The sequence below is a fragment of the Campylobacter concisus genome, assembly GCF_003049705.1.
Lineage (GTDB): Bacteria > Campylobacterota > Campylobacteria > Campylobacterales > Campylobacteraceae > Campylobacter_A > Campylobacter_A concisus_AR.
Genome location: NZ_PIRF01000003.1, coordinates 195,570 through 221,716, shown reverse-complemented (window position 1 = coordinate 221,716; position 26,147 = coordinate 195,570). Strand labels below are relative to the sequence as shown.

22 protein-coding genes, 1 tRNA gene and 3 pseudogenes are annotated in these 26,147 nt (G+C 33.9%); 8 read left to right on the top strand and 18 right to left on the bottom strand.

Features of this window, described 5'->3' with window-relative positions:
* Nucleotides 1-14: 14 nt before the first annotated feature.
* The 3 genes from CVT05_RS04705 to CVT05_RS04695 all read right to left on the bottom strand — a co-directional run bounded on the left by CVT05_RS04705 (nucleotide 15) and on the right by CVT05_RS04695 (nucleotide 2,160).
* Complete coding sequence (locus CVT05_RS04705) at nucleotides 15-560, bottom strand: hypothetical protein (RefSeq protein WP_107697974.1); 546 nt, start codon at nucleotides 558-560, stop codon at nucleotides 15-17.
* The gene (locus tag CVT05_RS04700; RefSeq protein WP_107697973.1) at nucleotides 538-840 is read right to left on the bottom strand and encodes a hypothetical protein; all 303 of its coding nucleotides are present in this window, start codon (nucleotides 838-840) and stop codon (nucleotides 538-540) included. The genes CVT05_RS04705 and CVT05_RS04700 overlap by 23 nt, the downstream gene beginning before the upstream one ends.
* 618 nt (nucleotides 841-1,458) lie before the next feature.
* On the bottom strand, nucleotides 1,459-2,160 hold the full coding sequence (locus tag CVT05_RS04695) for an IS1595 family transposase (protein WP_107697972.1): 702 nt from the start codon (nucleotides 2,158-2,160) through the stop codon (nucleotides 1,459-1,461).
* A gap of 597 nt (nucleotides 2,161-2,757) precedes the next feature.
* Here CVT05_RS04695 and CVT05_RS04690 point away from each other — a divergent pair.
* The 5 genes from CVT05_RS04690 to CVT05_RS04670 all read left to right on the top strand — a co-directional run bounded on the left by CVT05_RS04690 (nucleotide 2,758) and on the right by CVT05_RS04670 (nucleotide 7,675).
* Nucleotides 2,758-4,728 (top strand): site-specific integrase, encoded by a 1,971-nt coding sequence (locus tag CVT05_RS04690; RefSeq protein WP_234400547.1) that lies wholly within the window; start codon nucleotides 2,758-2,760, stop codon nucleotides 4,726-4,728.
* A gap of 82 nt (nucleotides 4,729-4,810) precedes the next feature.
* Entirely contained in the window at nucleotides 4,811-5,062 is a 252-nt protein-coding gene (locus CVT05_RS04685; RefSeq protein WP_054195888.1) for a type II toxin-antitoxin system Phd/YefM family antitoxin, read from the top strand.
* The gene (locus CVT05_RS04680; RefSeq protein ID WP_107697971.1) at nucleotides 5,052-5,339 is read left to right on the top strand and encodes a type II toxin-antitoxin system RelE family toxin; all 288 of its coding nucleotides are present in this window, start codon (nucleotides 5,052-5,054) and stop codon (nucleotides 5,337-5,339) included. Before CVT05_RS04685 ends, CVT05_RS04680 begins: the two co-directional genes overlap by 11 nt.
* Nucleotides 5,340-5,702: 363 nt before the next feature.
* Nucleotides 5,703-6,032: a plasmid mobilization protein gene (locus CVT05_RS04675; RefSeq protein WP_051282759.1), complete on the top strand. Its 330-nt coding sequence runs from the start codon at nucleotides 5,703-5,705 to the stop codon at nucleotides 6,030-6,032.
* Between the two features lie 47 nt (nucleotides 6,033-6,079).
* A complete protein-coding gene (locus CVT05_RS04670) occupies nucleotides 6,080-7,675 on the top strand; it encodes a relaxase/mobilization nuclease domain-containing protein (RefSeq protein ID WP_072595323.1) in 1,596 nt (531 codons plus the stop codon).
* A 672-nt stretch (nucleotides 7,676-8,347) separates the two neighbouring features.
* Here CVT05_RS04670 and CVT05_RS04665 read toward each other — a convergent pair.
* The 6 genes and pseudogenes from CVT05_RS04665 to CVT05_RS04625 all read right to left on the bottom strand — a co-directional run bounded on the left by CVT05_RS04665 (nucleotide 8,348) and on the right by CVT05_RS04625 (nucleotide 12,771).
* Nucleotides 8,348-8,521: a transposon-encoded TnpW family protein gene (locus tag CVT05_RS04665; protein WP_009295461.1), complete on the bottom strand. Its 174-nt coding sequence runs from the start codon at nucleotides 8,519-8,521 to the stop codon at nucleotides 8,348-8,350.
* Between the two features lie 61 nt (nucleotides 8,522-8,582).
* Nucleotides 8,583-9,399 (bottom strand): annotated as a pseudogene (locus CVT05_RS09685) (ATP-binding protein).
* A 219-nt stretch (nucleotides 9,400-9,618) separates the two neighbouring features.
* Nucleotides 9,619-9,963 (bottom strand): hypothetical protein, encoded by a 345-nt coding sequence (locus CVT05_RS09335; protein ID WP_009295465.1) that lies wholly within the window; start codon nucleotides 9,961-9,963, stop codon nucleotides 9,619-9,621.
* Nucleotides 9,964-10,732: 769 nt separating this feature from the next.
* Nucleotides 10,733-10,921, bottom strand: a pseudogene (locus tag CVT05_RS09490) (DUF3847 domain-containing protein); the annotation flags it as partial.
* Nucleotides 10,922-11,422: 501 nt separating this feature from the next.
* Entirely contained in the window at nucleotides 11,423-11,776 is a 354-nt protein-coding gene (locus tag CVT05_RS04630; protein WP_009295467.1) for a cupin domain-containing protein, read from the bottom strand.
* A 77-nt stretch (nucleotides 11,777-11,853) separates the two neighbouring features.
* Complete coding sequence (locus tag CVT05_RS04625; protein WP_009295468.1) at nucleotides 11,854-12,771, bottom strand: type II restriction endonuclease; 918 nt, start codon at nucleotides 12,769-12,771, stop codon at nucleotides 11,854-11,856.
* Nucleotides 12,772-12,899: 128 nt separating this feature from the next.
* Between CVT05_RS04625 and dcm the strand changes: the two genes are divergently transcribed.
* On the top strand, nucleotides 12,900-14,081 hold the full coding sequence (dcm, locus tag CVT05_RS04620; RefSeq protein WP_009295469.1) for a DNA (cytosine-5-)-methyltransferase: 1,182 nt from the start codon (nucleotides 12,900-12,902) through the stop codon (nucleotides 14,079-14,081).
* Between the two features lie 2 nt (nucleotides 14,082-14,083).
* On the opposite strand, the pseudogene CVT05_RS09330 reads toward dcm, so the two are convergent.
* Nucleotides 14,084-15,927 (bottom strand): annotated as a pseudogene (locus CVT05_RS09330) (DUF4368 domain-containing protein).
* A 74-nt stretch (nucleotides 15,928-16,001) separates the two neighbouring features.
* Between CVT05_RS09330 and CVT05_RS04600 the strand changes: the two are divergent.
* On the top strand, nucleotides 16,002-16,997 hold the full coding sequence (locus tag CVT05_RS04600) for a Cj0814 family flagellar-dependent secreted protein (RefSeq protein WP_234400546.1): 996 nt from the start codon (nucleotides 16,002-16,004) through the stop codon (nucleotides 16,995-16,997).
* Between the two features lie 245 nt (nucleotides 16,998-17,242).
* Entirely contained in the window at nucleotides 17,243-17,818 is a 576-nt protein-coding gene (locus CVT05_RS09485; protein ID WP_234400545.1) for a hypothetical protein, read from the top strand.
* A 61-nt stretch (nucleotides 17,819-17,879) separates the two neighbouring features.
* Here the strand turns inward: CVT05_RS09485 and CVT05_RS04590 are convergent, their stop codons facing one another.
* The 8 genes from CVT05_RS04590 to CVT05_RS04555 all read right to left on the bottom strand — a co-directional run bounded on the left by CVT05_RS04590 (nucleotide 17,880) and on the right by CVT05_RS04555 (nucleotide 26,060).
* On the bottom strand, nucleotides 17,880-18,680 hold the full coding sequence (locus CVT05_RS04590; protein WP_103573289.1) for a cell surface protein: 801 nt from the start codon (nucleotides 18,678-18,680) through the stop codon (nucleotides 17,880-17,882).
* A gap of 12 nt (nucleotides 18,681-18,692) precedes the next feature.
* Complete coding sequence (locus CVT05_RS04585; protein WP_103573290.1) at nucleotides 18,693-19,859, bottom strand: Cj0814 family flagellar-dependent secreted protein; 1,167 nt, start codon at nucleotides 19,857-19,859, stop codon at nucleotides 18,693-18,695.
* Between the two features lie 16 nt (nucleotides 19,860-19,875).
* Nucleotides 19,876-20,667, bottom strand: coding sequence for a cell surface protein (locus CVT05_RS04580; protein WP_413784138.1), 792 nt, complete (start codon nucleotides 20,665-20,667; stop codon nucleotides 19,876-19,878).
* Nucleotides 20,668-20,679: 12 nt separating this feature from the next.
* Nucleotides 20,680-21,450: a hypothetical protein gene (locus tag CVT05_RS09480; RefSeq protein ID WP_069174572.1), complete on the bottom strand. Its 771-nt coding sequence runs from the start codon at nucleotides 21,448-21,450 to the stop codon at nucleotides 20,680-20,682.
* A gap of 26 nt (nucleotides 21,451-21,476) precedes the next feature.
* On the bottom strand, nucleotides 21,477-22,610 hold the full coding sequence (locus CVT05_RS04570) for a Cj0814 family flagellar-dependent secreted protein (RefSeq protein ID WP_054195880.1): 1,134 nt from the start codon (nucleotides 22,608-22,610) through the stop codon (nucleotides 21,477-21,479).
* A 91-nt stretch (nucleotides 22,611-22,701) separates the two neighbouring features.
* Nucleotides 22,702-24,456 (bottom strand): hypothetical protein, encoded by a 1,755-nt coding sequence (locus tag CVT05_RS04565; protein ID WP_002941437.1) that lies wholly within the window; start codon nucleotides 24,454-24,456, stop codon nucleotides 22,702-22,704.
* A gap of 105 nt (nucleotides 24,457-24,561) precedes the next feature.
* Nucleotides 24,562-25,716, bottom strand: coding sequence for a Cj0814 family flagellar-dependent secreted protein (locus CVT05_RS04560; protein ID WP_107697970.1), 1,155 nt, complete (start codon nucleotides 25,714-25,716; stop codon nucleotides 24,562-24,564).
* A 267-nt stretch (nucleotides 25,717-25,983) separates the two neighbouring features.
* Nucleotides 25,984-26,060 (bottom strand) — tRNA-Met (locus tag CVT05_RS04555).
* Nucleotides 26,061-26,147 lie beyond the last annotated feature (87 nt).

The window sequence follows — 26,147 nt, the reverse complement described above, 5'->3', positions numbered from 1 at the left end:
GAAAAATTTGCTTACTACTGAACACTGCTGTCACCATTTGTGTTTAGCCATTTAGTAAAATCTTCGCTAGCTTTTTGGCTATCTTGGTTGTAGATATGGGTGATAAAGCCTTGAAGATTAGACACATCATAAAGTGCTTTATCTAGCCTATTTTGTAGTGCAGCTTTGGTTTCATTTGTCTTATGGCTATCATAAAACAAGTAGCCAAAAAAGAAGGTCGCTTCTATAAATAAAAAGGCAATTAATGCATATACTATCTTTTTCATCAAAGAGCTAAAAGATGAGTTAATCTTTGATATAGTTTTATCTGCACTCTTTAGAGTATTTTGAAAGTTGTTTCGGGCCTCTTTTGTTGCACTTATAAGTTCGGTACTTCCTTGCTCTATAAGTTCTATTTTTTCTTTAAAGCTTTTATCAAAGCTATCTGCGGCTTGATTAAAAAGTTCAATATTATTTCTAATATTTTCACTAGCCTTATTGCTCATTTCGATATGTTCTTGTAGTGCAATTACGGCATTTGCCGCAACTGCTGTATCACTACTCTTGATTGTTAGTGCCATTACTTAGCTCCTCATCGTTGTTTTCGTCTTCTTTAACCTCAGGAATTTGATCTGTATGAGAGGTTTGATGTGTGTCTTTTGCATCATACTCTTTCTTCCATTCGGAAAATTCCTTATTTGATAGCTTGATGTTAAAACGATCTTTTATTACTAGCCTACACTCTTTGATCGTAGCTTGTTGTGGAAACAAGACTTCAAAGCATGCTTGTTTAATCTCTTCTTTTTTCTTGTTTTTTCTAATGATTTTTAAATCATTTAAAAGTATTCTTTTGCTAGCCATATTTTTTCTCCTATAGCTTTTTAAATTTTACAAAGACAGCAATAGCCGTCTCACCAAATAGACATACCTATAGTGTGTCTAATAAGCTCAATATGGTTGGTTCTAATGAAGTTTTTTATTTAAGTAGTTTAAAAGTAGAGAACAATTACAATAAGAGTGTCACCAACTTAATGTAGAAGCTCTCTTTTAAATACTTAAAATATAGCTTCTACTTTTAACTAATTTTAATCATCTTAATCTCCTTTATTTTTAAATTTGTGTATATTATAAGATATTTTTATGGCTAGATTGTTTAAGTGGTCAATAATTATTGATTTTTGTTTCAGAAGCACGATATATCAATGGGTTTTTGCTTATAATTGATTATATAGCATAAAAATACTTATAAATTACTTAATGCTTGTATTTATATGAGGAATCGAAACAAATATCTTAAAATTACAGACCAAAAGTGACTTTTTTTTGAGTATAAAAATAAAAATATTATTAATAACACATACATTTTTAAATTACCAAATAAAAAATTATTACATAATCATCAATTGCGTACCAAATACTCTCCAAGCAAATTCTCAAATTTTGCCTTTAGATATTTTGAATCTTTTATTTTTATAAGGCTCAAGATAAGTTAAGCGGATTCTCTCTTATCAATTTCAACAGTTTCTGATATAAGTTTTCCTGTGTAGTTTTAGTATTATATCTAAATTCATACTCCTTTAGATGAAGTAAAAAATTCTCTTTCTTGATGCCTTTAAATTTAGCTAGTCTATGTTTAGCATATCCCCAGAAATTCTCAATGCCGTTTATATGGTTTTTACCATTAGCAAATTCATTCTTTGAATGCTTTACTCTATAATGAGCTTTAGCTCCATAATCTACTAATCCATCATAAGCTTTCCAACAATCAGAGTATATAGTAGAGCTATCAAGCTCGCTATATTGCGATAGTATTGGTATTAGTTCACTAGCAGAGCAGTTTTTAACTATTTGGGTATAGACTTTGCCATCTCTTTTAAGCATACCGAATACCGGAGTTTTATTTGCTACTCCTCTACCTCTCTTACCTCTTACTCTTTTAGCTCCGAAGTAACTTTCGTCAATCTCTATCTCACCTGAAAACTTACTTATTTTTTCACACTCGCTAGCCATTAAAATTCTGATATTTTTTAGAATTTTATTGATGGAAATTCTAGAAATCCCGGTTAAATTTGCTATTTTAGTAGCCTCTATATCCTCTGCAAAATACTTGAGAATTTCTCTAAATTTCTTCTGCGAAATTCGGGAACGGGCTATATACTTATTTTTCATCGGCAGGATCATAGTTAAAACTCCTTTGAAAGTTTTTAACTTATCTTGAGCCTTTAATAAATGTGAGCCGGTATTTGACCACGCGCAGGATCTCGTGATGCTTATGCAGCCTATCTCTATTTTGTGTTTTATTGCTAGGAAATATGAATAAATCATAATCATCAAAAATATTTTTTAGCCCATATTCAATAGCTATAAACGCCATTTTTACTACACATCTATACTCATTTTATTTAAGTTATGGTAAAAATTTAACCCAGTAGAGTGGCAGATTATATCATAGTAGATGATTCGTTAAAAAATTTTACTTGTTTTTAAAATTTTACAAAAAACGTGTTAAAATTACTGCAAGCTTAAAAATTTGCTACATAAAATTTTGTTTTGCTACAAACATTAAGCTATATTTAATGAAAGGTAACTGCAATATAATATTGTAGAAACATCGTAGTTTAGGTATTTATGGTGTCACGGGGGAGACTTGAACTCCCGACCTCCGGCTTATGAGGATTTTTTATATGAGCTCCTGAAAGCCTGAAATACGCACTTTAGACGATTTTTACTTAGTAGTTACATAAAACTGTTCCATTTTTGACCGGTTGGCTATTAAATATGGGACAACACTTAAGGGAGCGAAACGGTATATATTACTACCGAGTCACACTTGCTCCAAGCATTAGAAAATTTTTTAACGAAAAGCGAGAAATTTGCTTCTCCACATCCACTAATCTCTTGGAAAAAGCCAGAAAAAGGGCTAAAATTCTAGACAACAATCTTTACTTGATAAAAAGGGCGGTTCACATGAATCTTGGTGATAGCATAATCCAATCTTTTGTAAATTCGTTTATGAAAGTAAAGCTTAGTAAGAGCATCAAAGAGCACTCTCTTCTTAATAAGAAGATGGATGTAGAATTTCTAAATGCGCTCAATGACTACTTTAAACAAAGTTTGATAGATGGCGGTCTGCCTCAAATTTTAATTAAGGATATAAGTAATATCACTAACACTGCTGGCGCTCTTGGTAGCAAGAATAAAGAGAACATAGGGCAAACTCTTTTAGAGAAAAACATACTAACACTTAACTATCTTGTATCAAAGCTTGAGAAGAGCAGTGTGCTCTTTGATGACAAGCGTGAGCACTGTTTCCTTGAAGATGATTCTAGTGATAACTTAGCCAAACATGCCAAACCTAGTTCGTTTGACGCTAAGGACATAGCTTCATTCCAAGAAAATATAAAAGAGCTTGAAGATAGTGGTTGTTTGCCCATTACTGATGGGCAGCTTAAGGCTATGGCTCAGAGGATTAGCGAGACGGTTTATGCCATACTAGATCAAAAGTATGGCTCAACTTCAAATTTAAAGCTAGTAAGAACAAAGAATAGCCATAGAAGCATGGAAGATATCATATTGGATCCAAATCCACCAAAAAATATCAAGATAAAATTAGATGACGATAGTAGCTTTAGTATTTTTAATCCTAGCGCCAAAATAACCAAAGAGTATGAGATCAGGCAAGTACTGCAAGCGACATCTGGCTCTAGCAATCAATTCTCAGCTTTAAATTTAGAAGATCAAAAGAGCTTAAAGGATGCATTCGAGATATTTGAGACAAACACTAAAAGAGCTGATAAGTGGTCGCCAGATACGCAAAGATTAGTTACTGGCGTAAAAAAGCTCTTATTTTTATACTTTAACGAAGATACGCCAGTTTATAGGATCACGAGAGATAACTTGCTTGAATTTAGAGATCTTCTTTATAAAATTCCAACCAAGCTAGCTCAAAAGAGTAGGTATAAAGATAAAAGTTTATCTCAGATACTTAAGCTGGGAGAAAAGGACGATAAACTCTCTGAACCTACTATTCAAAAATATATGATAAGGGTTATTCAGTTTTTTAACTACTGCTTTGATAGTGGCTATATAGGTAAAAGCATAACTGCAAAAATGAACGTCAAGATAGACGTAGACCCTAGCGAGAGGGCAGTGCTTCCATACGATGTATCAGAAGCTAGGAAAATCTTTGACATAGTAACCAACATCAAACAAAGCGGAAAATCTCCAAGTTCAAGGATAGAGGCTAGTGAGCTCTACTACGTCACAATGATAGCTGCTTATAGTGGCATGAGGATAAAAGAGATCACACAACTTCATAAAGAAGATATAGTCTTAAAAGATGGAATTTACTGCTTTAACATAAACACAAATGATGGTAAAACTACCAAGACCAAAAATAGCATTAGGTTTGTGCCTATCCATAGTAAGCTCATAGATCTAGGCCTGCTAGAATATGTTAATAGCAAGAAAAGCGGAAATATATTTAAGGTAAGCAATAAGGACTTCTCTGAAATTTTTAGAAGCCAGATCCAAAGAAAGTTTATAGACAAAGACTCTAAAAAGACCTTCTACTCTTTTAGACACTACTTTATAGACTATCTAGTGCAACGCGAGGTAGAAGCAAATCTTATAGCCCAGATAGTAGGACATGAAAAGCAGTATAAAATTTTGCTAAACACCTATGCTAAACCTATTAATGCAAACACACTAAAGGCTAAAGTAGAGATGGTATCGTATGATAATGAATAGGAGTAAATTTCAAAGCATAAACTTTTAAGACTATCTTTATATCTTATTTAGTATTATTTTAGGTATTAAATAAAGGATAAAAATGCAAACCATACAAGCAAATTTCACAGCTAGCATAAGCGAGCTAAAAAAGTCTCCAGCTCAAATTTTAAAACAAGCTGGAGATAATGTCGTAGCCATACTAAACCACAATGTCCCTAGCGCCTATCTAGTACCTAGCTCTGTCTATGAAAAGATGAAAGAGATAATAGAAGAGTATCATCTAAGCAAAGCAGTAGATGCTGCTCTAGCAAGTGGTGAAAAGCCAGTAAAAGTAAGCTTAGATGAGCTATGAGCTAGAGTTCTTGCCAAGTGCTTTAAAAGAGTGGCAAAAGCTAGACAATAGCATAAAAGTGCAGTTTAAAAAGAAGCTAAGTGAGCGTCTAGAAAACCCAAAGGTTACCAAAGACAAGCTACGAGGCTATGAAGATGTCTATAAGATCAAGCTAAGAGATGTCGGCTACCGCTTGGCCTATCAAGTAAAAGATGATGAGATCGTAGTATTGGTGCTAGTTGTCGGCAAAAGAGAGAATAACGAAGTATACGAGATACTAAAGGATAAATTTAACTAAGCATAAAGCTAGACTTTAGTCATCTGTGATTTGTTAGTAACTAATTTCATGTTATTAGCTTGTCCTATCTAAAGTGCTCTTTTATGATGAGCGCAACCCCTATATTTTTATTATTTTATTTTCTTAATTTCATACCAGACTAAATTTCTAAGAGAAATTTAAAAGCTACAAAAATTATATTATATATTTCATAGTATTTTTAAAAAACACGCATTTTAGCGGCCTGAAGCCTACCGAATTCCTTGTTTTAGGCTGTGAAATTTTATAAAATAACCTTAAAAGATATTTAAAGAGCAAGTCTGCCAAAAATTTTATGACATAGGATTTTTGAGTGGCTTCTTCTTGGATTAGGAGTAAATTTACGTGAGTTCTGAAAAGATAAAAAAACGCAAGGTAACCAAAGTCATAACTAAAAGACTTAGGCTAAGTAATGCAGAATGGTTGGTGATTAATAATAAATTACAAGAAAGTGGCCTAACTTTCTCAAAATTTGCCCTAAGAGCTATGTTGTCTAAGCAGATTTATGCACCAATTATGAGAGAGCTTTTAGCTGAACTATCTAGACATGGACAAAACATGAACCAAATAGCTGCCAAATTAAATAGTGGGCAAAGCCTAGATAGAGTTGGTATTGAGATCATAGCGGACGATAATGATGTCTTACATAAAGTGTATGAAGCATTGGGTAAATAATATGTTGCTTGATTTACTTTGCATCAATACAAATAAAGGCACTAGTGATGCTAGTTAAATTTCTTCGTACTTATACTGGTGGTGGCCTTGGGAGCATAAATTATCTTTTAAATGAGAGAAAAGCTGCTGGAACAGCAAGAGTTATAAAAGGTGATGAAAATTTAACTAGAGCTATTATAAAAGGCATCACCTATAAACAAAAGACCTGTTTTGGTGTTTTATCATTTGAAGAGAAGTATGACTTTTTGACTGAAGAGCAAAAACTAAAAATCATTAAGGATTTTGAACGTGCTCTTTTGGGTGAATATATGCTTGAACGTACAAATGTATTATGGGTAGAGCATTCTGATAAGGATGGACGGCTTGAGTTAAATTTCCTTATCCCTAAGATAGATCTTGAAACAGATAGGTCATTTAATCCTTATTTTGCTAAATATGATCAAACTAGAATAGATCTAATTAAAAAGATCATTAACGATGAGTATGGACTATCAAGTCCAGATGATCCAGCAAAAGAGCAAACTATATTGTCTAGCAAGAAAAACATCAATCATTATAAAAATTTAGAAGAGCTAGACCAAAAGCTGCACGATCTGGTTAAGCAAGGCTATATTAAAAATAGAGACCACATGATTGAACTTCTTAAACAAAATGGTATCGAAATAACCAGGATCAACAAAAAAGGCATAACGATCATACTGCCTACTAAAAAAACAAAAAATCGTCTAAAAGGAGGAATATACGATGCAGACTTCACCAGTGCTCAAAGACTTGGAGAACTCAGCCAAAGCTCAAGCAGAAGAATTAGAGAATTCCATGATAGAAATACACAAGCAGAGTGCAGAGAAAATAGGCGAAAACTTGAGGAGCTTATTGTTAAAAGAGATAGATTTAATCAAGAAAGATATGTCGAAAGAACTTCAAAAAACAATATCCTTGCATCACAAGGACAGATCGGTGATAATCTCGCTATCAGTTGCTACCGCACTAATTTTGGGAATAGCAATTGGCTGGGTAGTGCACGCAATGATATTAAAGGAAGAAGTAGCTTGGACGATACCAAAACAATGGAGATACAGCCAACCTACTGCAGACAAGACCCAGAGGGAATATTACATATCAATTCCAAAAGACGAAGAGATAACAGAGAACGAGCGCAGGAAATTTATATTAATGAAAATGGAGTAGAGGATGACAGCATTAGAGAAAGCATTGCTAGAAGAGAACGAGCGCTTGACCAAGATGATCGAAGACGAAAGGAACAGACACGAATTAGAAATAATGAATTTGCAACAAGACTGCGAGAAGGAGCTTGTGATATTACGGACAAATGTGACAGCGCTAATAAAGAAAGTCAAGAGCTTGAACAAAGATTGCAACGACGCCTTAACGGAATCTTTGCAGCAACAAAGAGATATGTACGAGAGTTCAATATCTTGCTTGGAAGAAAAATTAAAAAATTCAGAAGAAAAATTCCAAAATTTGAGAGAAGCATACGAGAGCTTACAGATAGAGCACAAGATGCTACAAGAATATGTAGAGAATTTATAGAGGAGCGTGAATACTCCAAAAAAACCAGCATACATCACCATGTAAGTGATGTATGCAAGGAAAAAACTCAAAGCCTAGAAGATATGTTTTAAATTTAGCGACTATATTAAGTTTATTAGACAAACCATCTCATTTATTACTTCCAAAAAACCTTATTTGTTACGTTGCCATTTTAAAAATCTACTAAAATATATTTTGCAGACCACAAAAAATAATTTAGTCTAATTATTTTTTATACTTATGGCTACCCTTAGTAAACTTAATATTTTATTAAAAATAGCCTATCCTGCATGGCCATTTTTAATTAAGAAAATATTTTTTAGCGTGGGTCAAGGGAGCGGCAAGCTCTCCTTGCGAGCCTCTATGGAGCAACAAATGGTAACATTTTGTAGCTACATAGAGTATGCTCGCCCTAATATCTGAATTGAATTTTGGCGCATACTGGAATTAAATCAGTCCCACCAAAGAATGACTTAGTAAAAGTAAATTTTTGTAATTTTTGTGATTGGCATATTTGTCACTTGTTTATTTTGACTGATAAATTTGGATAGTCAATTATTTTATGGTTACTTTAATTAAAACTTAAAAAGCAAGAAGCTAGGAGGCAAACCACGAATGATATTAGCATCTTAAGCACCAATATAAATTCATACACTAAGCAACAGCACAAACAAGGCAGGTCTGCAAATTTTAGTGATATTTTTAACCAAAAGACCAAAGAAAAGATTAGCGAGCCAAACCTGTAACAACTTGTCAAGGACTTTCTAATCATTTTTATCATTTTTTTGATGTTTTTCACTCTCAATTTCTCTAAGCATTATGCGTTTCAATTTGTCTTGCATTGTTTCAGTAGTATTTTTATTAAAATGTACAACAACTTCATAGGTAGTTTTTCCAATCTTCTTTATTGTTTTTGTTTCTGTATTATTTTTTTGCATATCATCATTCCTTTTCTTGCAATTAAAAAGCGATTAGAATTTTTTACTTTTCCAATCGCTCTCATTCATCTATTAAGTTTTGTGCTTTCTTCAGCTTTTCTTTGCTCTGTATTTTTCTTCTATCAAGTCCCGTTATCCTAAGAGGTAAACACATCTCGATTATCCTTGAATAAATCCTGCCAAGCATTATATCTTCCTGTTCTTTTTCTATATCTTTGAAATTAAGGTTAGTAGTTATAATGGTTGGTCTTGCCTTTAGGTATCTTGCATTGATTACATTGTAAATTTGCTCTAAGGCATATTCTGTATTTCTCTCTATTCCAAAATCATCAAGAATTAGTAGGGTAGGGCTTGTTATCTATTCGATATATTCGTTTCTATCAAGATTAAAGCCGCCTTTTTGTAAGTCGTTTAATATCTGTGCAAAGTTCCTCATTTTTACTGTATGGCTATATTCTGTAATTATAGCGTTGGCAATAGCACAAGCTACATAGGTCTTGCCACTTCCTACATTTCCGTAAAGTAACAGTCCAACATTATCTTTTCTCATTTCTTCAAAATGTTTTACATAGTTCTTTGCTTTTTTGATGATTTCCTTATCTGTATCTTCATCGGCATTTTTAAAGGTGTAGGCTATTTGATTTTTGGATATAAAGCAGCTTTGTCTCAACCTATCTTGTTTTAACAGTTTTTTCTTGTTCAGCTCTATCTCTATCACATTTACAAGCCGTTCTGATAATCATAGGCTTATCCAACATCGGAATTACCTTACCGTCTATTCTTTCATTACAAATCTTGCAATAGATATGTCCGTCTTCTTCATAGTGAGTATCTTTGTTGTAGATAAAATCTGTCCCTTGAATTTTTGTAGTAATCATATTTTCTTTATCATTCATAATTTTAGTCTCCTTTTCTACATCAGGCTCTATAATGCGTTTTTAAGGCTTATTTTTATCTTAACCATAGTCTGACACCTCTTTTATGATTAAACCCTTAAAAACACCTTTTATAGGCTGTCGCTGTCTTCATAGTTGGTTGAATAGGTTCTATGGCTTTTATTTTGATTATTTTTCTGTGATAGCTTTTCTTTATCCTGTTCATACCAATTCATACCAATTAAGGATTGTTACATAGTGGTCTTTGTAGTCTGTGCCTTTACTTTTGATATATCTTAATAGCTTTTCAGTCATTGTATCTGTATGACCTTTCAGCCTATCTTTTAGATTTTGGTATTTTTCATCGGTTAAATGAATATTTTGATACTCTCCATAAAGGGACACTGGGGCAACCTGTTCTATTCTCCTCTTATCTAATCTACCCTTAACTATACTATGTGGACAAACGGTTGACACTTGGTTGTCATTTGGTATACCAAGATTTTCAACCTTGATATATGCTCCATTTTCCGTTTGCGTTATACTTTGCTTTTCTTCAAGATACATCGTTTCTTTTCGTCTGTCATTTCTGATGTAGTTATTTATCTTCCAATAGGTAATGACTATAACCCCTCTTTAAAAGACAATTACAAAACCTTTTGTAATTAGAATTTTTAAGTCATCATCATCTGCCCTCATAGATAGATGAAAATACAGGCATTGGCTACTTAATGGCATATCCAAAAATAAGTCGCTATCCACTATCTTTATTGAAAACATCCTTTTATCTGCCATTTTTCTCTCCTATCTTTTGTTATGAAAATGTAGCAACAAATCGTTACTCCTTTTATCTTTTAAGGAAGTCGTGTTTCACTACCCCCTTTGATTAGTACTGTCTTTGATTTAGGTACACTCCCATTTTGGGAATGTGGCATTTGTCATCTTCTTATTTTTCTTTTGTTGTTTTAGATGTCGGTCTTAAAAATACTTTTGCTTTTCTATAAACTGAATGAGCGTTTTGAAACGGTACAATAGAAAAAGCCGACTATACTTTTAACTTTTGTTGTTTCAGTATGTCGGCTTAATGTAAGCTATCTGTTTCAAATTTTTATTGTCAAGGGTGAGCGATAGTGAATGTGCTTTACCCTTGATGATAAAAAAGCGAATGAATTATATTCAGTTGTCTTTTGCCTTTAATACGGAAAAATGCTTCGGCTTTTTTCTTTGCTCCCCGCAAGGGTAAAAGCACCGCAGGTCGCAAGGACACCTAAAGGGTGTATAATTGCGCCCTTAGAAAATCTAAGGGAATTACAATTATACTATGTCCTTGCGTTTCTTAGTCTTTTTGAAATGCTCTTTGCAAAATAGCCTTTATTTCTTCATTACTTTTCTCGCTTGCTCCCTCAATTAAACTTTCTAAGATTGCTCCTCGCTCTATCAATCTATGGTTTCGCTTTTTTCTTTCTTCAAGGCTCGTTTGCTTTCTGATTTTCTTTTCCTGATTTTTAAGCTGAGATAGTTTCTTTTCATATTTTTTTTCTTCTTACTTGCTTTCAATCTTTTCTTTTACTTTTTCTAATTCTGTTTTTATTGTCCATAAATTTCATCTCCTTTCAAGTTTTTTTCATAAGAAAAGACGATAGATGTTTTACTTTCTATCGTCTTGAATCTGTATTATTCAGCTCGACAAACTGAAATTTGACTTACTTCTTGTATTTCTCAACGATTATGCCTGCTACAATACCTACAATAAATCCCGCCGTAGTAACAGCCGAAAACTTAAACTTACCCCAAAGAGAAGGAAGCGCAGAAATCGCAAGTGCATACCAAAACAGATTACTACTGAGCAACCAACCATATAAATAACTATGCTCACCAGTTGAAATATTAGTAAATAGCCAACCAATCAAGTTGCTCTCACCAATATATCACCAGATATACAGCTATGTATCCCAATGTTATATAAACATTTTTCTTTCTCAAGTATAATCACAATCCTTTGTCAAACGGGAATTTTATTTTCCTGTCACTCGTTTATAGGATCATAGTCGGAAGGGACAGGTGCTACTATACTTACAAAGATGATATCCTCATCTCCAGTATTTTTTGCTCCGTGGCAGGAGTCTTTCTTCGATACTATGACATGGCCTTTCTTGAATGGAACCTCTTCATTAGGCTGGGGGTAGAATATTCCCTCTCCCTGAAGGACGATCCATATATCGTCGGAATTGTGGTGATAGTGCTTTTGCAATGTCTGACCGGGTTTGATAACCCAGACCGATCCGCCTGTAGATTCTGTCTGATAAAACGGTGTTCTGACAGCCTTTTCCGGATCCTCTTTTTTTACAAGGTCCATGCAATAGATTCTCTGTTCGCTCATGATTATTTGCTCCTTTGTATTCCATAGTTTAATCGAAAAAATGCGATTTAATGATATACCGACAAATTCTAATTTGTCTACTTCTTTATGTTTTTTAATCGCTCATCATAATATTCTTCTACAAATTTATGATTTTGGTGTTTTTCAATTTGCTTAGTGATAAGCTCTATCATTTGCTCATTTTGTTCTACTGTGTAGTTGAAATTTTTCCAATGAGAAACATTGTCTAAACATATTTCAACCAACTTTTCAAAGGTTAATACCCTTTCATTATCGGAATAATATGTTTCTTTTATATTTTTTGTTGTTGTAACTTGTATATTAGCCTCATATAGAGTGTTCAATACATCAGAGCTAATAGAAGTATCAAGAGTTGCTAAAAACATTTCTCTTGCACCTGTTCTTCCCATTTCTTCAGGTACTTCTTGCCATCTTTCTCTTAATGTGGTTTTTGCACTAATTAAGACAGTATTTCTCTTATTTACAATGTATTCTAAAACACCCGGAGAAACTAAATCTACCAATTTACCAAGACCTTTATTGACAAACTCTTGTTTACCTATATTACCTTGACTGTCAAGTGGAATCCCTGCACCAATCAAAATGAGTTCTATAATACTTTCAAATTCTTTACCTGCTCTACTCCTCCTACTTTGAGTATTTGACAAAGTCAAAGCATATATATGTTCCGGAAATTCTTCCACAAACCAAGTAATTGCCTCTATTGGTGTAAGAGTTTTGATATACTCATCATCAACTAACTCTTTTAGCATTTTTGAAGTAAAGTCTTTTTCTAATGGCTGAAATTCACTCCAACAGCTATTTCTAAGTTTTTCAACAACTTCACTTGCATTACTTAAAAAGAATTCTTTAGGGGCTTTGTCGTATCCTAATGTAATAAAATTATCATAAACTAAGTCATAAGGCTGTTTAAAGCCTTCTTTCCTTTTTTCTTTAACTAAGTTTTTATATTCATCAAGAGAAATATTTGCCATAACTCTTTTCCTTTCTTGAAAAATTTTCTTCTATATGGTACAATAGTGTCAAATAGAGGACAGTTAGTCCTTGAAATAACATATATAAATATAAACTTGAAATAACATATATAAAAAGGAGAATATATATGAATATTATACCACAAGTCATAGATAATTCCCCTGCTATTTTAATAAAAAATAAGCGTATCAGATTACAAATGACTCAAAAAGAATTAGCTGATGCTGTTGGTATGTCCAAATTCGGAGATAGGACAATTCGCAGATGGGAAAATGGAGAAAGTCAGCCATCGTCCATTGAGCTGAAACATATTTTATCATTTCCTGAAAAAGTACCTTTCCCCAATAATGAAAATGCCCCCTATAAAATCATTGATTTATTTGCCGGAATTGGTGGTACAAGGCTTGGATTTTACCAAACAGGTAAAACAAATGTCGTATTCAGTAGTGAAATTGATAAATTTGCAGTAAAAACATATAAGGCAAATTTTGGTGAAACTCCTTTTGGAGATATTACAAAAATATCTGAAAAAGATATTCCTAATCATGATATTATTGTCGGTGGTTTTCCTTGTCAAGCATTTAGTCAAGCCGGTAAAAAGCTTGGTTTTGAAGATACTCGTGGAACATTATTTTTTGAAATTGCAAGAATTATTAAAGAGAAACGACCTAAGGCATTTCTTCTTGAAAATGTCAAAAACCTAAAATCTCACGATAAAGGTCGTACCTATAAAACAATAGAAAAAACATTAAAGGATTTAAACTACGATGTTCATTCTATTATACTTAAAGCAAAAGACTTCGGTGTTCCACAAAATAGAGAGCGTATTTACATTGTTGGATTTGATAAGGATAAAATAGATAACTATAAAGATTTTTCTTTTCCAATTCCTCCCTGCCCAGATGTTTCTGTGGGAAATATTTTAGAGCAAAATGTTGATACTAAATACACCATTTCAAATGCACTTTGGCAAGGTCATCAACGACGAAAGAAAGAACATAAAATAAAAGGAAATGGATTTGGTTACACATTGTTCAATGAAAACAGTCCTTATACAAATACATTATCTGCAAGATATTATAAAGACGGGAGTGAAATACTTATTGAGCAAAAAGGAAAAAATCCACGAAAACTAACACCTCGTGAAGCTGCAAGACTTCAAGGCTTCCCCGAAAACTATATCATTCCTGTAAGTGATACTCAAAGTTACAAACAGTTTGGTAATTCTGTTGCCGTTACTGTTATCCATGCAATTGCAAATAACATAATTGATATACTTGATACCTGTACTAAAAAAGAGATTAACTAACTTCAATCTCTTTTTTCTAACTTATTAACTTGTATACCTGCCCTTTTCAGAACCTTTAATTTTTCTTGTTTTCTCTGTTCTCTCCTTGCCTTATACCTTTCCTCATATTCCTGTTGTTTTCCATTTACTTTACGCTTTAAGTAGTTTTGATGAAGTCTATCTTTTCTTTCCTTGATTTTTCTCTCTTCTTCCTCAATTTTTAATCTTTCTTCTTCTTCAGTCAATTCTTCTTTTGGTGGCTCATAGTTACCGATAAAATTAAAATATATCTCTATTTTTTTGCTTTGATGTTTGACTACTTTTTCTATTCCTTTCATGAACAATAATCTTTTCTACAAACTCATTTATCATTGTAGTTGTAAGTTCATCAAAATTTTCATATCGGCTTATTAGAGATATAAACTTTTTCGCCTTATCTGTTTCTTTTTCATATCTTAATATTGCAAACTCTAAGTCTTTAATTTCTTTGCTTAAAGCTATTTGCTCTGTTTCATATTGACTGTTAAGTATCTCATATCTATTACTTGGTATTTTTTCAAGTATCATATCTTCGTAAATACGGCACATCAATCGTTCAAGTTCCTGAAGCCTGTTTTTACTTTCCATTAATCTTATTTTTGTCTTTTCTATCTCTACTTTTTCCTTTTCTTCCATTTCATTTTAAATGGAACGGATAAAGGCTTCGTGATCTTCATCAAGATATTTTTTAATGTCTTTTAAGGTTTCCTGTATAAGGTTTAAGACTGCTTCCGCTTTTATCCTGTGAGTAGATGGACAAAACGTTCCACAGGGTACTTTCGTGTAAGCACTGCAAGTGTAGTAGGGAATATTTTTGTAATTACTTGTTCTATGAACATACATTTTACTGCCACAATCTGCATAATACATAAGGCCCAGTTAAAGGGTGATATTCTCCCCAACCATCGGGATACCTTTTTACATTTCCTCTTATCCTTTGCACATTATCAAAGGTTTCTTGGTCTATAATTGCCTCGTGGGTATTTTCAAATATCAGCCAGTTTTCTTCAGATACATATTTGCTTTTCTTATCCTTGAAATGCTTTCTTGTTTTGAAGTTTACAGTATGACCTAAATATTCCTGTTTCTTTAAGATACTTACAATTGTAGAACTGCACCAACGATAAGGATGTTCAAACACTTTGCTTTGATGTAGTCCATATCCTAATTTTTGCTGATGGTAAGCAGGTATATCTACTTTTTCACTTTCCAATATCTTTGCTATTCGATACGGACCATTGCCTTGCATGGTCAGATTGAATATTCTCCTTACTATCTCCGCTGCTTTTTCATCTACAATCCACTTATCTTTGTCTTTTTCATCTTTGATATATCCATAAGGTGGAGAGCTTGCCGTATGCTTTCCGCTTTCCCCCTTTGACCTGAATGTAGATTGTATTTTTCTTGAAGTATCTCTTGTATACCATTCATTCATAATATTTCTAAAAGGGGTAAAATCATCTTCTCTATAAAAGCTATCTACATTATCATTGATAGCAATGAGCCTAACTCCCTTTTGTCTTAAGATTTTCATACATTGACCGACTTTAAGATAGTCTCTGCCAAGTCTACTCATATCTTTTACGATTATACAACCTATTATATTACCTTGATTAACTCCGTTCATCATTGCCATAAAGCCCGGTCTATCAAACTGTGTTCCGCTTATTCCATCATTTGTAAAATGTATGATGTTGCTTAAATTATTTTTACCTGCATATTCTTCAAGGATTTTCTTTTGATTTACAATAGAATTGCTTTCTCCTTGAAGTTCATCATCACGACTTAATCTCTCATAGAGTGCTGTTATCTTTTCATAATTCCTCATTTTTACCCCCTTTCTCTTAGTTTCTTAAATAAAAAAGAATTAAGAAGTACATATTTCACTAATATAGTGATTAAGTGTTCTCCTTAATTCTATTACTCCAAGAGCCAGCTAAATTTACTTATACTATTCCCTCTCAAAACAGCCTCATCTCTTTAAATTTCAGTGACCTTCAAGCTTATGGCTACACAGTGGATAAAGCTGGTTTTATGGGAGCTGACTTTAACAAAGCTGCAGGCTTGCCACAGGACTTTAAAATTCACAAAAGCACGCTTGATGAGCTTAGTAGATTTGCCGAGCGTAACCATGTGCTAAACCGCATCAAGAGCAAGGACGAGCAGATAAAGATCTTTGACAACATCGATATGGCTGACACCATAAAGCACTACTACAGACTATTTGATCAAATGACCTCTGCTTTAGGCGATGATAAAAAGAGCTACACCCTTGCAGATATAGGCAAACTACCAAAAGGTTATAGCACAAAAGGCACTCGCTATGATGCCAAAGGATACTTGCTAAAAGATCTATCAAACTCTACTATCTCAAACATCTACTCTAGCAGCGATGAGCTAAATAGCGCTAAGTCTCTAAGTAAAGAGCTTTCAAGTGCAGGAGTTAGGCTCATAGTAAAAGAGGTTGATTTTACGATGAGCGAAGCAGGTGATGAGTTTAGCTTTAACCCTGATATGTCTGTATATCAAGCAGATGAAGGTTATAGCAAAGAAGCTCTTTTCATGGGATTTTTGCGTAGTTCTAGACCACTACCAAGTGATAGTGCAAAGACTAAGCTAAGCAGTGCTGCCTTAAATGATATCTCAAGCACTGGAGAGCATAAAGAGTATTTTGTGGATTTTGAAAGAGTGGGTAAAGATAGTGAGAGTATAAAAGCACTCATAAAAGAAAGACTTAAAGAGCTAACCCTTTTAATGTATGCAAGATCAAAGAACACTAGTGCAGAAAGTGTTGCTTCAAACGAATATGAGAAATTTAAACCAACTAGCGAGGATATAAATTCTCTAGCAAATTCTTGGAGTGAGAGGATAAGTTCTATCAGTAAGACTTTTGTGTAGGGATAAGTCATATATAAACTAAATTGTTGAAAGGTCGATTTAGTTATTGATTATATTCTAGCCCATAAAAGCATTAAACCTAAGTAGGTTGAATTTATATTCTTTAGCTGAATATGTGTTAGTGTATAAAACAGCATTGCTGGATAGGTGGTAGCAAGATGCTCTAATGCAAATTAATACCATAAAAAAGAATTAAAACCTATGAAAGAGATACTGGAATATCTAAACAAAGCGAGACCTTAACAATGCTTAATAATATAGCCTATTCGCCAAATCTAAATAACAACTCACTATTTGAAGGAGAAGAATTTGCGAGTAGAGTTAATTATAAGAAAGTGATGGGCAATGGCACAAACTTTACTGGAGCTTTTAAATCAAACAATGATGACAAACAAACCATTTGGGGCAAAAAGTCAGATGATGATCTAGAAGGACAAAAGATACGTCAAACTTTAGAAAGATTTGGTGTGTCTTTTAGTAATGAGGGTCGCGAGCTCCTTGAATCGTCTAATATAAGTGTAGATGAATTTATTGAGAAATATTCTAAGGTTATAAATAGGAGTATGCCACAAGAGATTGGTGATTATGGACTAATAGATCAAAAAAGCGATCATGAAGAACAAGACAATCAAACTGACACGCAAAAACAAGAAACCTTTAAGCCTATGCAAGTAACTAAGAAATTTAAAACTTATGATATGCAAGCCGATGAAAAATTTAAAGAATTTTACAAATTTATAAAAACTGAATTTGATAATGGCGAAAGTATATTCGAAATTTTAGAAAAAGTCGCAAATAAAAAAGTGGATAAAACCATATAGAGGGTCAAATTTAAAGCAATCACTACTTTATACAATAAATAAGATAGCTATTTTTTATTTATCAAGCCATCTTATTTAAAATTTGCTTCTTATCTATCTTTTGCATAAGCTCTAAGACATCTATGCCTCTTTTTTCTTTAAAATTTAAAAGCTCTCTTGTATAAAGAAATTTTTGATCCTTGTTTATATCATAGGTCTCATACTTCTTTTTAACCTGCATAGGTTTAAATTTCTTCTCATTTTGCTCTTTAGCGAAATTTGCATTGTATTCTTGTTCTTCTTTGATTATCTGTTTTCTTTGTTCTGCAACATCATTTGTAGCTTTTTCTCTTGCTTTGGCAAATAAAGTCTTAAATTCATCTATGCTTAGATCGGTTCTATTTAAAAGACTAAGCGACTCGTCATTATTATTTGGATAAAGGGAGGACATAGTTTCCATAAAAGCATCTAGTTCATCTTCTTCTTCTTTTGTGCCGATACCTATTAATTTTCCTAACATGGTTGGCTTGCCATCAACAGAGTTGGTAAGTAGCCAATCCATATAGCTTTGTAACTCTCCGACTCTAAATTCTTCCATAGTTTCTGGAGGTTTTGATGCTAAAGCTCTTCTTTCTTTCATGGGGTAATCAGACAGCATACTATCTATTCGATTTATAGTATCTGTTATCCAGCCCTCTTTACTTTGGTCTATATCAATAAATTCTTTTACATTATCAGTCCAGGGTCTAAACATATACTTTGAGTAATCAAATTTTTCTTCGATGACGCTTTTATCTTGCTTGCCTTCTTTGGCTACATTTTCTTTGTGGATAGTGTTATCTTGTATCGGTGTATTGCTAAGTCCGTTTATGCTAGTTATCATTTTAACTCCCCCTTACGCCTTTATATCAACATCTCTTTTTATGCCAAGCATATCTACTAGATATTTTCCAGCTGGGTTTTCATTTAGCTCTTTTACTAAATTTAAAGGTGGCATGCTAAATTTCAAAAAGCTATCCATAAAGTCTTTGCTCTTTTTACCATCTTTGTCTATCTCACCAAAGAGTAGCTTTAGCATTTTTAGATTATGCTCCATCATCTTTTTAAATGAGAGTTCGTCTTCTTCATCTGAATACTTACCGACAAACCCAGTCGTTAGATCTACATAGACAAGGTCTCTTTTATACTTAACATACTCTTGCATATATTCAGGCATGCCAGCTAGATCAGAGTCGCTTGCCTTGTTGAAATTTGCTCCAAATTTCATCTCACCCATAAGCTCAAATAGCTCAAATGCCCTACTAAATTCTTTACTATCTACGCTCTTATCAAAGCCTTGCTTCTTTCCAAAAACGGTAGTTTCACCTTCTTTAATATCAAGGTTGCTATTTATGACGGCTGCTAAAAGTCCGCCTTTGGTTATAGAGCCATCTTTATTAGTGTATCTTTCGCCGTGTGGATCGATAAAAACACCACTTCCCACGCTCTCCTTGCCGCCATTGTTGTTGTTAAAGATATCTGTTGTTGGCTTTAGTGGTTGCCTGCCATCTCCGCCATTAAAGCTTGGGTTGAAAAAGAGCGTGCTTATCATCTGCTTGTTTGACTCTTTGTAGTTAAAGCTAGAAGCAGCTGCATCAAAGTCATGAATGGAGTTATGTATCTTGGTTACTTGCATACTTTGGCGATTATACTCAAAGCCTTGAGGGAAATTTCTTATCTCATCTAAGCTAAAGCTATCTTTTGAATTTAGCGTGTCTTCGCCAACTACTTGTGAGAGTATTTTATAAGCATTGCCAGCAGTCTTTGCTATATCTATGCTTTTAAAGGTGCGACTAAAAAATGAAGTTCCCTCTGCAACATTGACTAACGACTCCAGCGTGCTTGAGTGAATTTTATAGTCACTTGGGATGCCAGCTTGCTTATTAAACTCATCTGTAAAGTAGCCATCCTTATCTACCTTGTAGCCTAAAACCTCAGAGCTCGTTTGTTTAGTGGCAACTTTGGTTGATACCTTTATGTTCTGCTCTAAATTTAAGGGGTAGCTACTAAGTGCGTTTATCATCTAATATCCTTTAAATTTAAGCCATCTTATTTAAAATTTGCTTCTTGTCTATCTTTTGCATAAGCTCTAAGACGTCTATGCCTCTTTTTTCTTTGAAATTTAAAAGCTCTCTTGCATAGAGAAATTTCTGATCCTTGTTTATATCATAGGTCTCATACTTCTTTTTAACCTGCATAGGTTTAAATTTCTTCTCATTTTGCTCTTTAGCGAAATTTGCATTGTATTCTTGTTCTTCTTTGATTATCTGCTTTCTTTGTTCTTCAACATCCTTTGTAGCTTTTTCTCTTGCTTTGGCAAATAATGTTTTAAATTCATCTATGCTTAGATCAGTCCTTTTTAAAAGGTTAAGAGATTCATCGTTATAGTTTTGATAAAGAGAAGACATGCTATCCATAAAGGCTCTTAGGTCAGCCTCCTCTTCTTTTGTGCCAAGACCTATCATCTTACCTTCTATTGTTGGTTTGCCGTCTATAGAGTTATCCCTCAGAAAATCCATATAGCCTTGAAGTTCCCAATCTATCGCTTTTTCTATGGTTTCTGGGTATTTTCCGTATAGAGCTCTTCGCTCTTCTGGAGAGTATTTGTTTGATAGCATACTATCTATTTTATCTATGGTTTTTGTTATCCAGCCTTCCGTTCCTTCTTCTATACCGATTATCTTATCTAGTCCAGCACCAAATGGTCCTTGCATATAAGCATCAACTTTAGCTTTCTCATCTTCTGCAGATAAATTTTTATTACCGTGAGCTATGTAGTCATCTAAAATTTCTTTATATTGCATTGATCCATTGTAGGTAGTAATAAACATTTCAGCTCCCCCTTATGCTGTTTTATCCACTTTAAGCTTTGCCACTTTTTCTAAAATTTCAAACATGCTCTTGCCATTATCAAATTCACTCTTTATAAATTTATAAAGCTCCTTAAATCTCTCATCAGCTTCAAGCTTATAGGTTTGAGATTTTTTAGTAACTTGTATAGGTGTAAATTTCTTCTCTTTCTTATCTTCTTCGTTTTGTGCTTCAAGATCGTTGATAGAATTTATAGTCTCTTTTGCTAGCTCCTCGTCAAGCTCTAAACCAAAGCGCTCATTTAGTGCAAATTTAGTCCAATTGGCTTTAAACTCATCAACGCTCATATCGCTATCAAGTAACTCGGCTGTTTTTGTTCCGCCAAAGGTAAAGTCAGAGAAACCATGCTTTCTGGTATATCTTTTTATAAATTCGTTAACAGATAAAGTCTCTGAGTCACCAAAAGCTCTCTCAAGCCCCAAAGCACCGCTATCATCTATAAATTTCTTTAGCTCATCTATCTTATCTTTTGAAAAAGCGTCGTCATAGCCCATTAGCTTGCCAAGTATGCTTACTCTCGCCTCTCCTTCACCTTTTACGAAGCCAGTAAGTGAGTGATCATATCTGTCGTATTCCCTTGCTTTAGCTTTATCGTCTAGGCTCATATACTTAGGAAATGTCATGCCATGACCCATATCGTTACTAAGTATCTCGTTTATATCATTAAATTTAAAGCCCATCTCTCTTGCTATGTTCTCTCTTGAGAGATAGTTAGGGGTTGAAAGATTATTAGAAATTTGCATTTTACTATCCTTAGTTTCTTTTAAATTTACGCCTTTATATCAACGTCTCTTTTTATGCCGAGCATATCTACTAGATATTTTCCAGCTGGGTTTTCATTTAGCTCTTTTATTAAATTTAAAGGTGACATACTAAATTTCAAAAAGCTATCCATAAAGTCTTTACTCTTCTTACCATCTTTATCTATCTCGCCAAAGAGTAGCTTTAGCATTTTTAGATTATGCTCCATCATCTTTTTAAATGATAGTTCGTCTTCTTGGTCGCTAAATTTATCAAGGCTTTGTCTGTGTCTTACATAATCTTGCATATAATCAGGCAGCATAGAGACAGCACCATCATCTGCTTTTGAGAAATTTACCCCATAAGCCATTTGCCACATAGCGTTAAAGGCGTTAAATGACCTTTGAAATTCCTTTGTGTTGATGTTTTTATCATAGCCGCCATATTTTCCTATCGCAGTGGTTTCGCCCTCGTATATGTCTAGGTTGTGATTTAGCACACCAGCTATGAGACCGCCTTTGGTTATAGATCCATCTTTGTTAGTGTATTTCTCTCCGTGTGGATCCATAAATATACCAATGACCGTATTTTCTTTGCCACCATTTGCGTTGTTAAAGATGTATGTTACATTTTTTGGATGTATCTGCTTGTCTGCCGCAATAGACAAAGAGCCATTGTAAAAAAGCGTGCTTATGGTCTTTGTTGGCGTATGCACAAAGCTATCTTCTACCGCAGAATACTCACTAGCACTAGCGTATCTTTTATCTACTTGCAGGCTTTGTCGATCATAAGAAAAGCCTTGAGGGAAATTTCTTATATCATCTGCGCTGAAGCTTTCTTTTGAGCTTAGTGTATCTTCGCCAACTACTTGAGCTAGCAACCTATAAGCGTTGCCAACTGTTTTAGCTATATCGATACTTTTAAAATTCTTGATGTCTGGGTCCATTATGTCGTTTGATCTGACTAAAGACTCCAACGTGCTTGAGTGAATTTTATAATCACTTGGGATACCAGCTTGCTTATTAAACTCATCTGTAAAGTAGCCATCCTTATCTACCTTGTAGCCTAAAACCTCTGAGCTTGTTTGTTTGGTGGCAACTTTGGTTGATACCTTTATATTCTGCTCTAAATTTAAGGGGTAGCTACCAAGTGCGTTTATCATCTAGTATCCTTTTAGCTTCATACCAAAGATATCGTCTTTTTTGTAAAAAGTTTTATTTTGCCAAGGGTTTTTGGTCTGCATAAATTTACTCCTAAACTCTCGTATCTACCTTTTTATAAAGCCTATCTTTGCTAGATAGCTCTTTAAATTTTAGGTCATTTTCAAGGTAGGTGATGTTGTAAATTTCTTTGGTGGTGATACTTTTGCCGTTTTCAAGTCTGATTAGGAATTTGCTTGTAAATTTATCAGAGAGGTTTTTAACTAGCTTTGCTCCAAGCTCTTTTAGGCTAGATATCTTCTCGTCTTTCTTTATGCCTATATCTTTAAAGTCAAGTCTATTTAGCTCTACATCATTCATGCTCTTAGCATCTAAATTTATACTTGCTCTTTTGCTATCTTTGTCGTCTTTGCTGATTAGCTTGCCAGTGTCGCTATAAATTTCTTTTACCTCTAGCTCTCTTCCACTATCAAATTTAAGCGTGATAGTGCCATTTTTGTTTAGCTTCATGGCTATTACGCTGTCTGTGTCCTTTAGAGCAGCTGCTGCCTTGCTAGTATCACTTTCAAAAGCATGCTTTACTCTTTCTAAATTTTCTAGGCTAAACTCAAGCGCAGTCGCTTTTTCAAACTCACTCTCCATAGCGATCATATAAGATGACTTTGTGGCTTTTAGCTTTGAGATGAGATCATCTGCGTCTTCTACATCATTTTCTTTTAAATTTTTGCTTATCCACTCTACATCTTTGCTGTGAGCGCTAGACTCTTTTTGGTAGTCGTTATAAAATTTCATAAAGCTATCTTTTTGATAGCCTGCGTATGAAAAGCTCTCATCTTGTTTAGATCCAGAAGGTTTTATGATAGGGTTAAACTCGCTAAGCTTTTTCTTGCCGTCAAAGCCAACCTTCTCATAGGCAAAGTTGTTTAAGCCACTCTCTTCGTTAAATATCTTATTATCCCTAAGATCTACCCAGCCGTCTTTGTCTGCATGGTCTTTGAAAAATTTATTAGTCTCTTCTTTGTCTATCTTTTGGTAGCGATACTCGGCTGAAAATAGAGTATAAGGGTTTGAGTTATTTAAACTAACTCTGTAATCAACCGTATTTTTGCTAGCAAAGTCCATAGCCTCATGGCTTAAATTTCTAATATCTTTTTTGATAAAGTCGTTAAGGTTTATCTCGCTTAAAACTTCGCTTAGTTTGAAAATTTTCTCGTTTCCGTCTTTATCGTAGCCTCTAACTTTTAGCTTATTAAAGTATTTATCACCAGAATTTATCACTCCGTCCTTGTTGCTATCAAAGTTAAATAAAAATCCATTTGCATCTAGCTTGCCTATGCCTAGTTTGTCATTATCGTCATAAAGATCCAAAAAGACCTCCACGTCACCCAGTGAGGTTTTTATCGTTTTTTCATAAGCGTAGTCATTTAAATTTGTAAATTTAGTATCTGCTGCCGCAATGGGCTTAATGGGAGTTTTTGAATTTATGGATGAGAAATAGGTTCTAGTTTGATCCACTTTTCTTAATGCTGAGGCATCTTCGCCAAAGAGATATTTGTTTTCAAAGTCTTTTTTGTCCCAGTTTCTTCTTTGTATATCCACATAAGAAAAAGCATCGTTTGTTCCGTTGTCTGCTTTAGCATACTCTGACTTCACGCCACTGGTGCTAGCATTTTGGATGATAGAGTAGGTGCTATTTGAGATAAGCTTAGTAGCTATGTCTTTAAGCTCAGACTTTAAATTTGTATTGTCTAAAGTTTGCACTCTATCTACGCCAAGAAGGACCCTTGAATAGATCATATCTTTGGGTAAATTTATATTTATGGGCTCTAAATTTGGTGATACATTCATTTTAAATCCTTTTAAAATATATATCTTATATCGGCAAATATAAAAAATGTTTAGTAGTATGGTAGCCAAAATGGCTTAGAGCGAATGCCTTCTATGTTATATTTTTTAAAGCTCTCTTGTCTTCATCCTCTCATCAAATTCTTTTAAAACGTCCATTATCTTGCTTGCTAGTCCCTCAAGCGTTTGATCTTTTTTAAGCTCTAAATTTCTAAGCTTTAAAATCCTAGCTAGTATATCTTTTAGATCTTTCTTACCAGATAGTATCTCATTATAATAAGCCTTTGGTATGCCTATCTCGCTTCTATCTTGTTTTGTAAGTATGAGTGTGTCTCTATATACACTAAGAGCCTCGTCAGTTATCCTTGTTGTGCCGCCTTGTAGCACAAGACCTTGCTCGTTTTTTAAAAATGCTACAAAGATTTGCTCCTTTGTATAGCCTTGTTCATTGTCATATACAGACATATCAGGCTTAAAGTCATATCCAGCACTACTAACCCACATATAAGGGATAGTATGCTCAGTTGTCATCACTTCTGGAGAAAAGTCAAGAAAATTTCCATTGACTTCTACATTTATATCGCTTAGATCATTTATTAGCTTGCGTGCATTCTCTACGTCTTGAGTCGTTCTAAATACATGAGTTATCTTCTCATTACTCCTATCGGTTAGTCCATCTATCTCATCACTTGACATCCTACCCATTAGATATTCAGAATAATCTATTTTTTTATCTTTTGAAAAGTAGCCCTTTGGCATCTTTGCTAGATCTTCATTTGAGTAAAACTCTTTACCCTTGCTAATAACTCCAGCTGAAATTTGATCAAAAATTTTATAGTATTGCTTTATGGTATTTGCTAGATCGATATTTGCAAAGCTATCCTCTCCAAATAGCGCATTATCTTTCTTTGTTTCCATTGAAAAATTTATACTATTTGGGTGTTTTTGATTATGCAGCACTATCGCATCAAGTGTGCTTTTGTGAATTTTAAAGTCCTGTGGTAAGCCTGCAGCCTTGTTAAAATCAGCCCCCATAAATCCTTTAGCATCTACACTATATCCATAACCCTCTTGTGAAGTAAATTTGGCCTGATAAAGAGAGTCGATAGCGCTAGATGAAACAAAGTCATTCTTGGGAATGGTGGTTTGGCTGATCGAATTTATATTTGGAGTGTTAGGCAAGAAATTTGCAAAGCCTTCGCTGCTTTTTGTCTGTTTTTGGTAGTGCTGTTTTGTTAAGATGGAGTTATAAGAGACTTTCATAGCTTACTCCTTGAATTTAGCTTCAAAGAGTAAGCAAAAGTTGTGCCGAAAAATTTAAGAGCGAGATAAATTTATTTCTACTCATCTTGAGATAAAATTTATTTATCAGCAAAAATAAAAGCAAATTTATAGAAAGTATCTTGTAAAATAAACCTATCCTGAAAAAATGTACCGCTTTTTATAAAAACTGTACCATACTTTTAGGAAATTTTAAAGAAAGGGAAACTGCAAAAAGGGCAGTTAAAGTATCGATAAGCAGGACATCTATGGTGTCACGGGGGAGACTTGAACTCCCGACCTCCGGCTTATGAGACCAGCGCTCTAACCAGCTGAGCTACCGTGACACTTTAAAATAAGTTTCGGATTATATAATTTTTAAACTTATTTGTAGATAAAAACCATCTTTATCTACAAACACAAGGTAAAAGCAC

Excerpts from the sequence above, each read along its gene's own strand:
- CVT05_RS04670 (WP_072595323.1), top strand. The coding sequence starts at position 6,080 with ATGCTAGTTAAATTTCTTCGTACTTATACTGGTGGTGGCCTTGGGAGC.
- CVT05_RS04560 (WP_107697970.1), bottom strand. The coding sequence starts at position 25,716 with ATGAAAGTCTCTTATAACTCCATCTTAACAAAACAGCACTACCAAAAA.
- CVT05_RS04580 (WP_413784138.1), bottom strand. The coding sequence starts at position 20,667 with ATGTTTATTACTACCTACAATGGATCAATGCAATATAAAGAAATTTTA.
- CVT05_RS04700 (WP_107697973.1), bottom strand. The coding sequence starts at position 840 with ATGGCTAGCAAAAGAATACTTTTAAATGATTTAAAAATCATTAGAAAA.
- CVT05_RS04590 (WP_103573289.1), bottom strand. The coding sequence starts at position 18,680 with ATGATAACTAGCATAAACGGACTTAGCAATACACCGATACAAGATAAC.
- CVT05_RS04695 (WP_107697972.1), bottom strand. The coding sequence starts at position 2,160 with ATGATCCTGCCGATGAAAAATAAGTATATAGCCCGTTCCCGAATTTCG.
- CVT05_RS09485 (WP_234400545.1), top strand. The coding sequence starts at position 17,243 with ATGCTTAATAATATAGCCTATTCGCCAAATCTAAATAACAACTCACTA.
- CVT05_RS04585 (WP_103573290.1), bottom strand. The coding sequence starts at position 19,859 with ATGATAAACGCACTTAGTAGCTACCCCTTAAATTTAGAGCAGAACATA.
- CVT05_RS04680 (WP_107697971.1), top strand. The coding sequence starts at position 5,052 with ATGAGCTATGAGCTAGAGTTCTTGCCAAGTGCTTTAAAAGAGTGGCAA.
- CVT05_RS09480 (WP_069174572.1), bottom strand. The coding sequence starts at position 21,450 with ATGCAAATTTCTAATAATCTTTCAACCCCTAACTATCTCTCAAGAGAG.
- CVT05_RS04625 (WP_009295468.1), bottom strand. The coding sequence starts at position 12,771 with ATGGCAAATATTTCTCTTGATGAATATAAAAACTTAGTTAAAGAAAAA.
- CVT05_RS04570 (WP_054195880.1), bottom strand. The coding sequence starts at position 22,610 with ATGATAAACGCACTTGGTAGCTACCCCTTAAATTTAGAGCAGAATATA.
- CVT05_RS04690 (WP_234400547.1), top strand. The coding sequence starts at position 2,758 with ATGGGACAACACTTAAGGGAGCGAAACGGTATATATTACTACCGAGTC.
- CVT05_RS04665 (WP_009295461.1), bottom strand. The coding sequence starts at position 8,521 with ATGCAAAAAAATAATACAGAAACAAAAACAATAAAGAAGATTGGAAAA.
- dcm (WP_009295469.1), top strand. The coding sequence starts at position 12,900 with ATGAATATTATACCACAAGTCATAGATAATTCCCCTGCTATTTTAATA.
- CVT05_RS04685 (WP_054195888.1), top strand. The coding sequence starts at position 4,811 with ATGCAAACCATACAAGCAAATTTCACAGCTAGCATAAGCGAGCTAAAA.
- CVT05_RS04705 (WP_107697974.1), bottom strand. The coding sequence starts at position 560 with ATGGCACTAACAATCAAGAGTAGTGATACAGCAGTTGCGGCAAATGCC.
- CVT05_RS09335 (WP_009295465.1), bottom strand. The coding sequence starts at position 9,963 with ATGTATCTTGAAGAAAAGCAAAGTATAACGCAAACGGAAAATGGAGCA.
- CVT05_RS04565 (WP_002941437.1), bottom strand. The coding sequence starts at position 24,456 with ATGAATGTATCACCAAATTTAGAGCCCATAAATATAAATTTACCCAAA.
- CVT05_RS04630 (WP_009295467.1), bottom strand. The coding sequence starts at position 11,776 with ATGAGCGAACAGAGAATCTATTGCATGGACCTTGTAAAAAAAGAGGAT.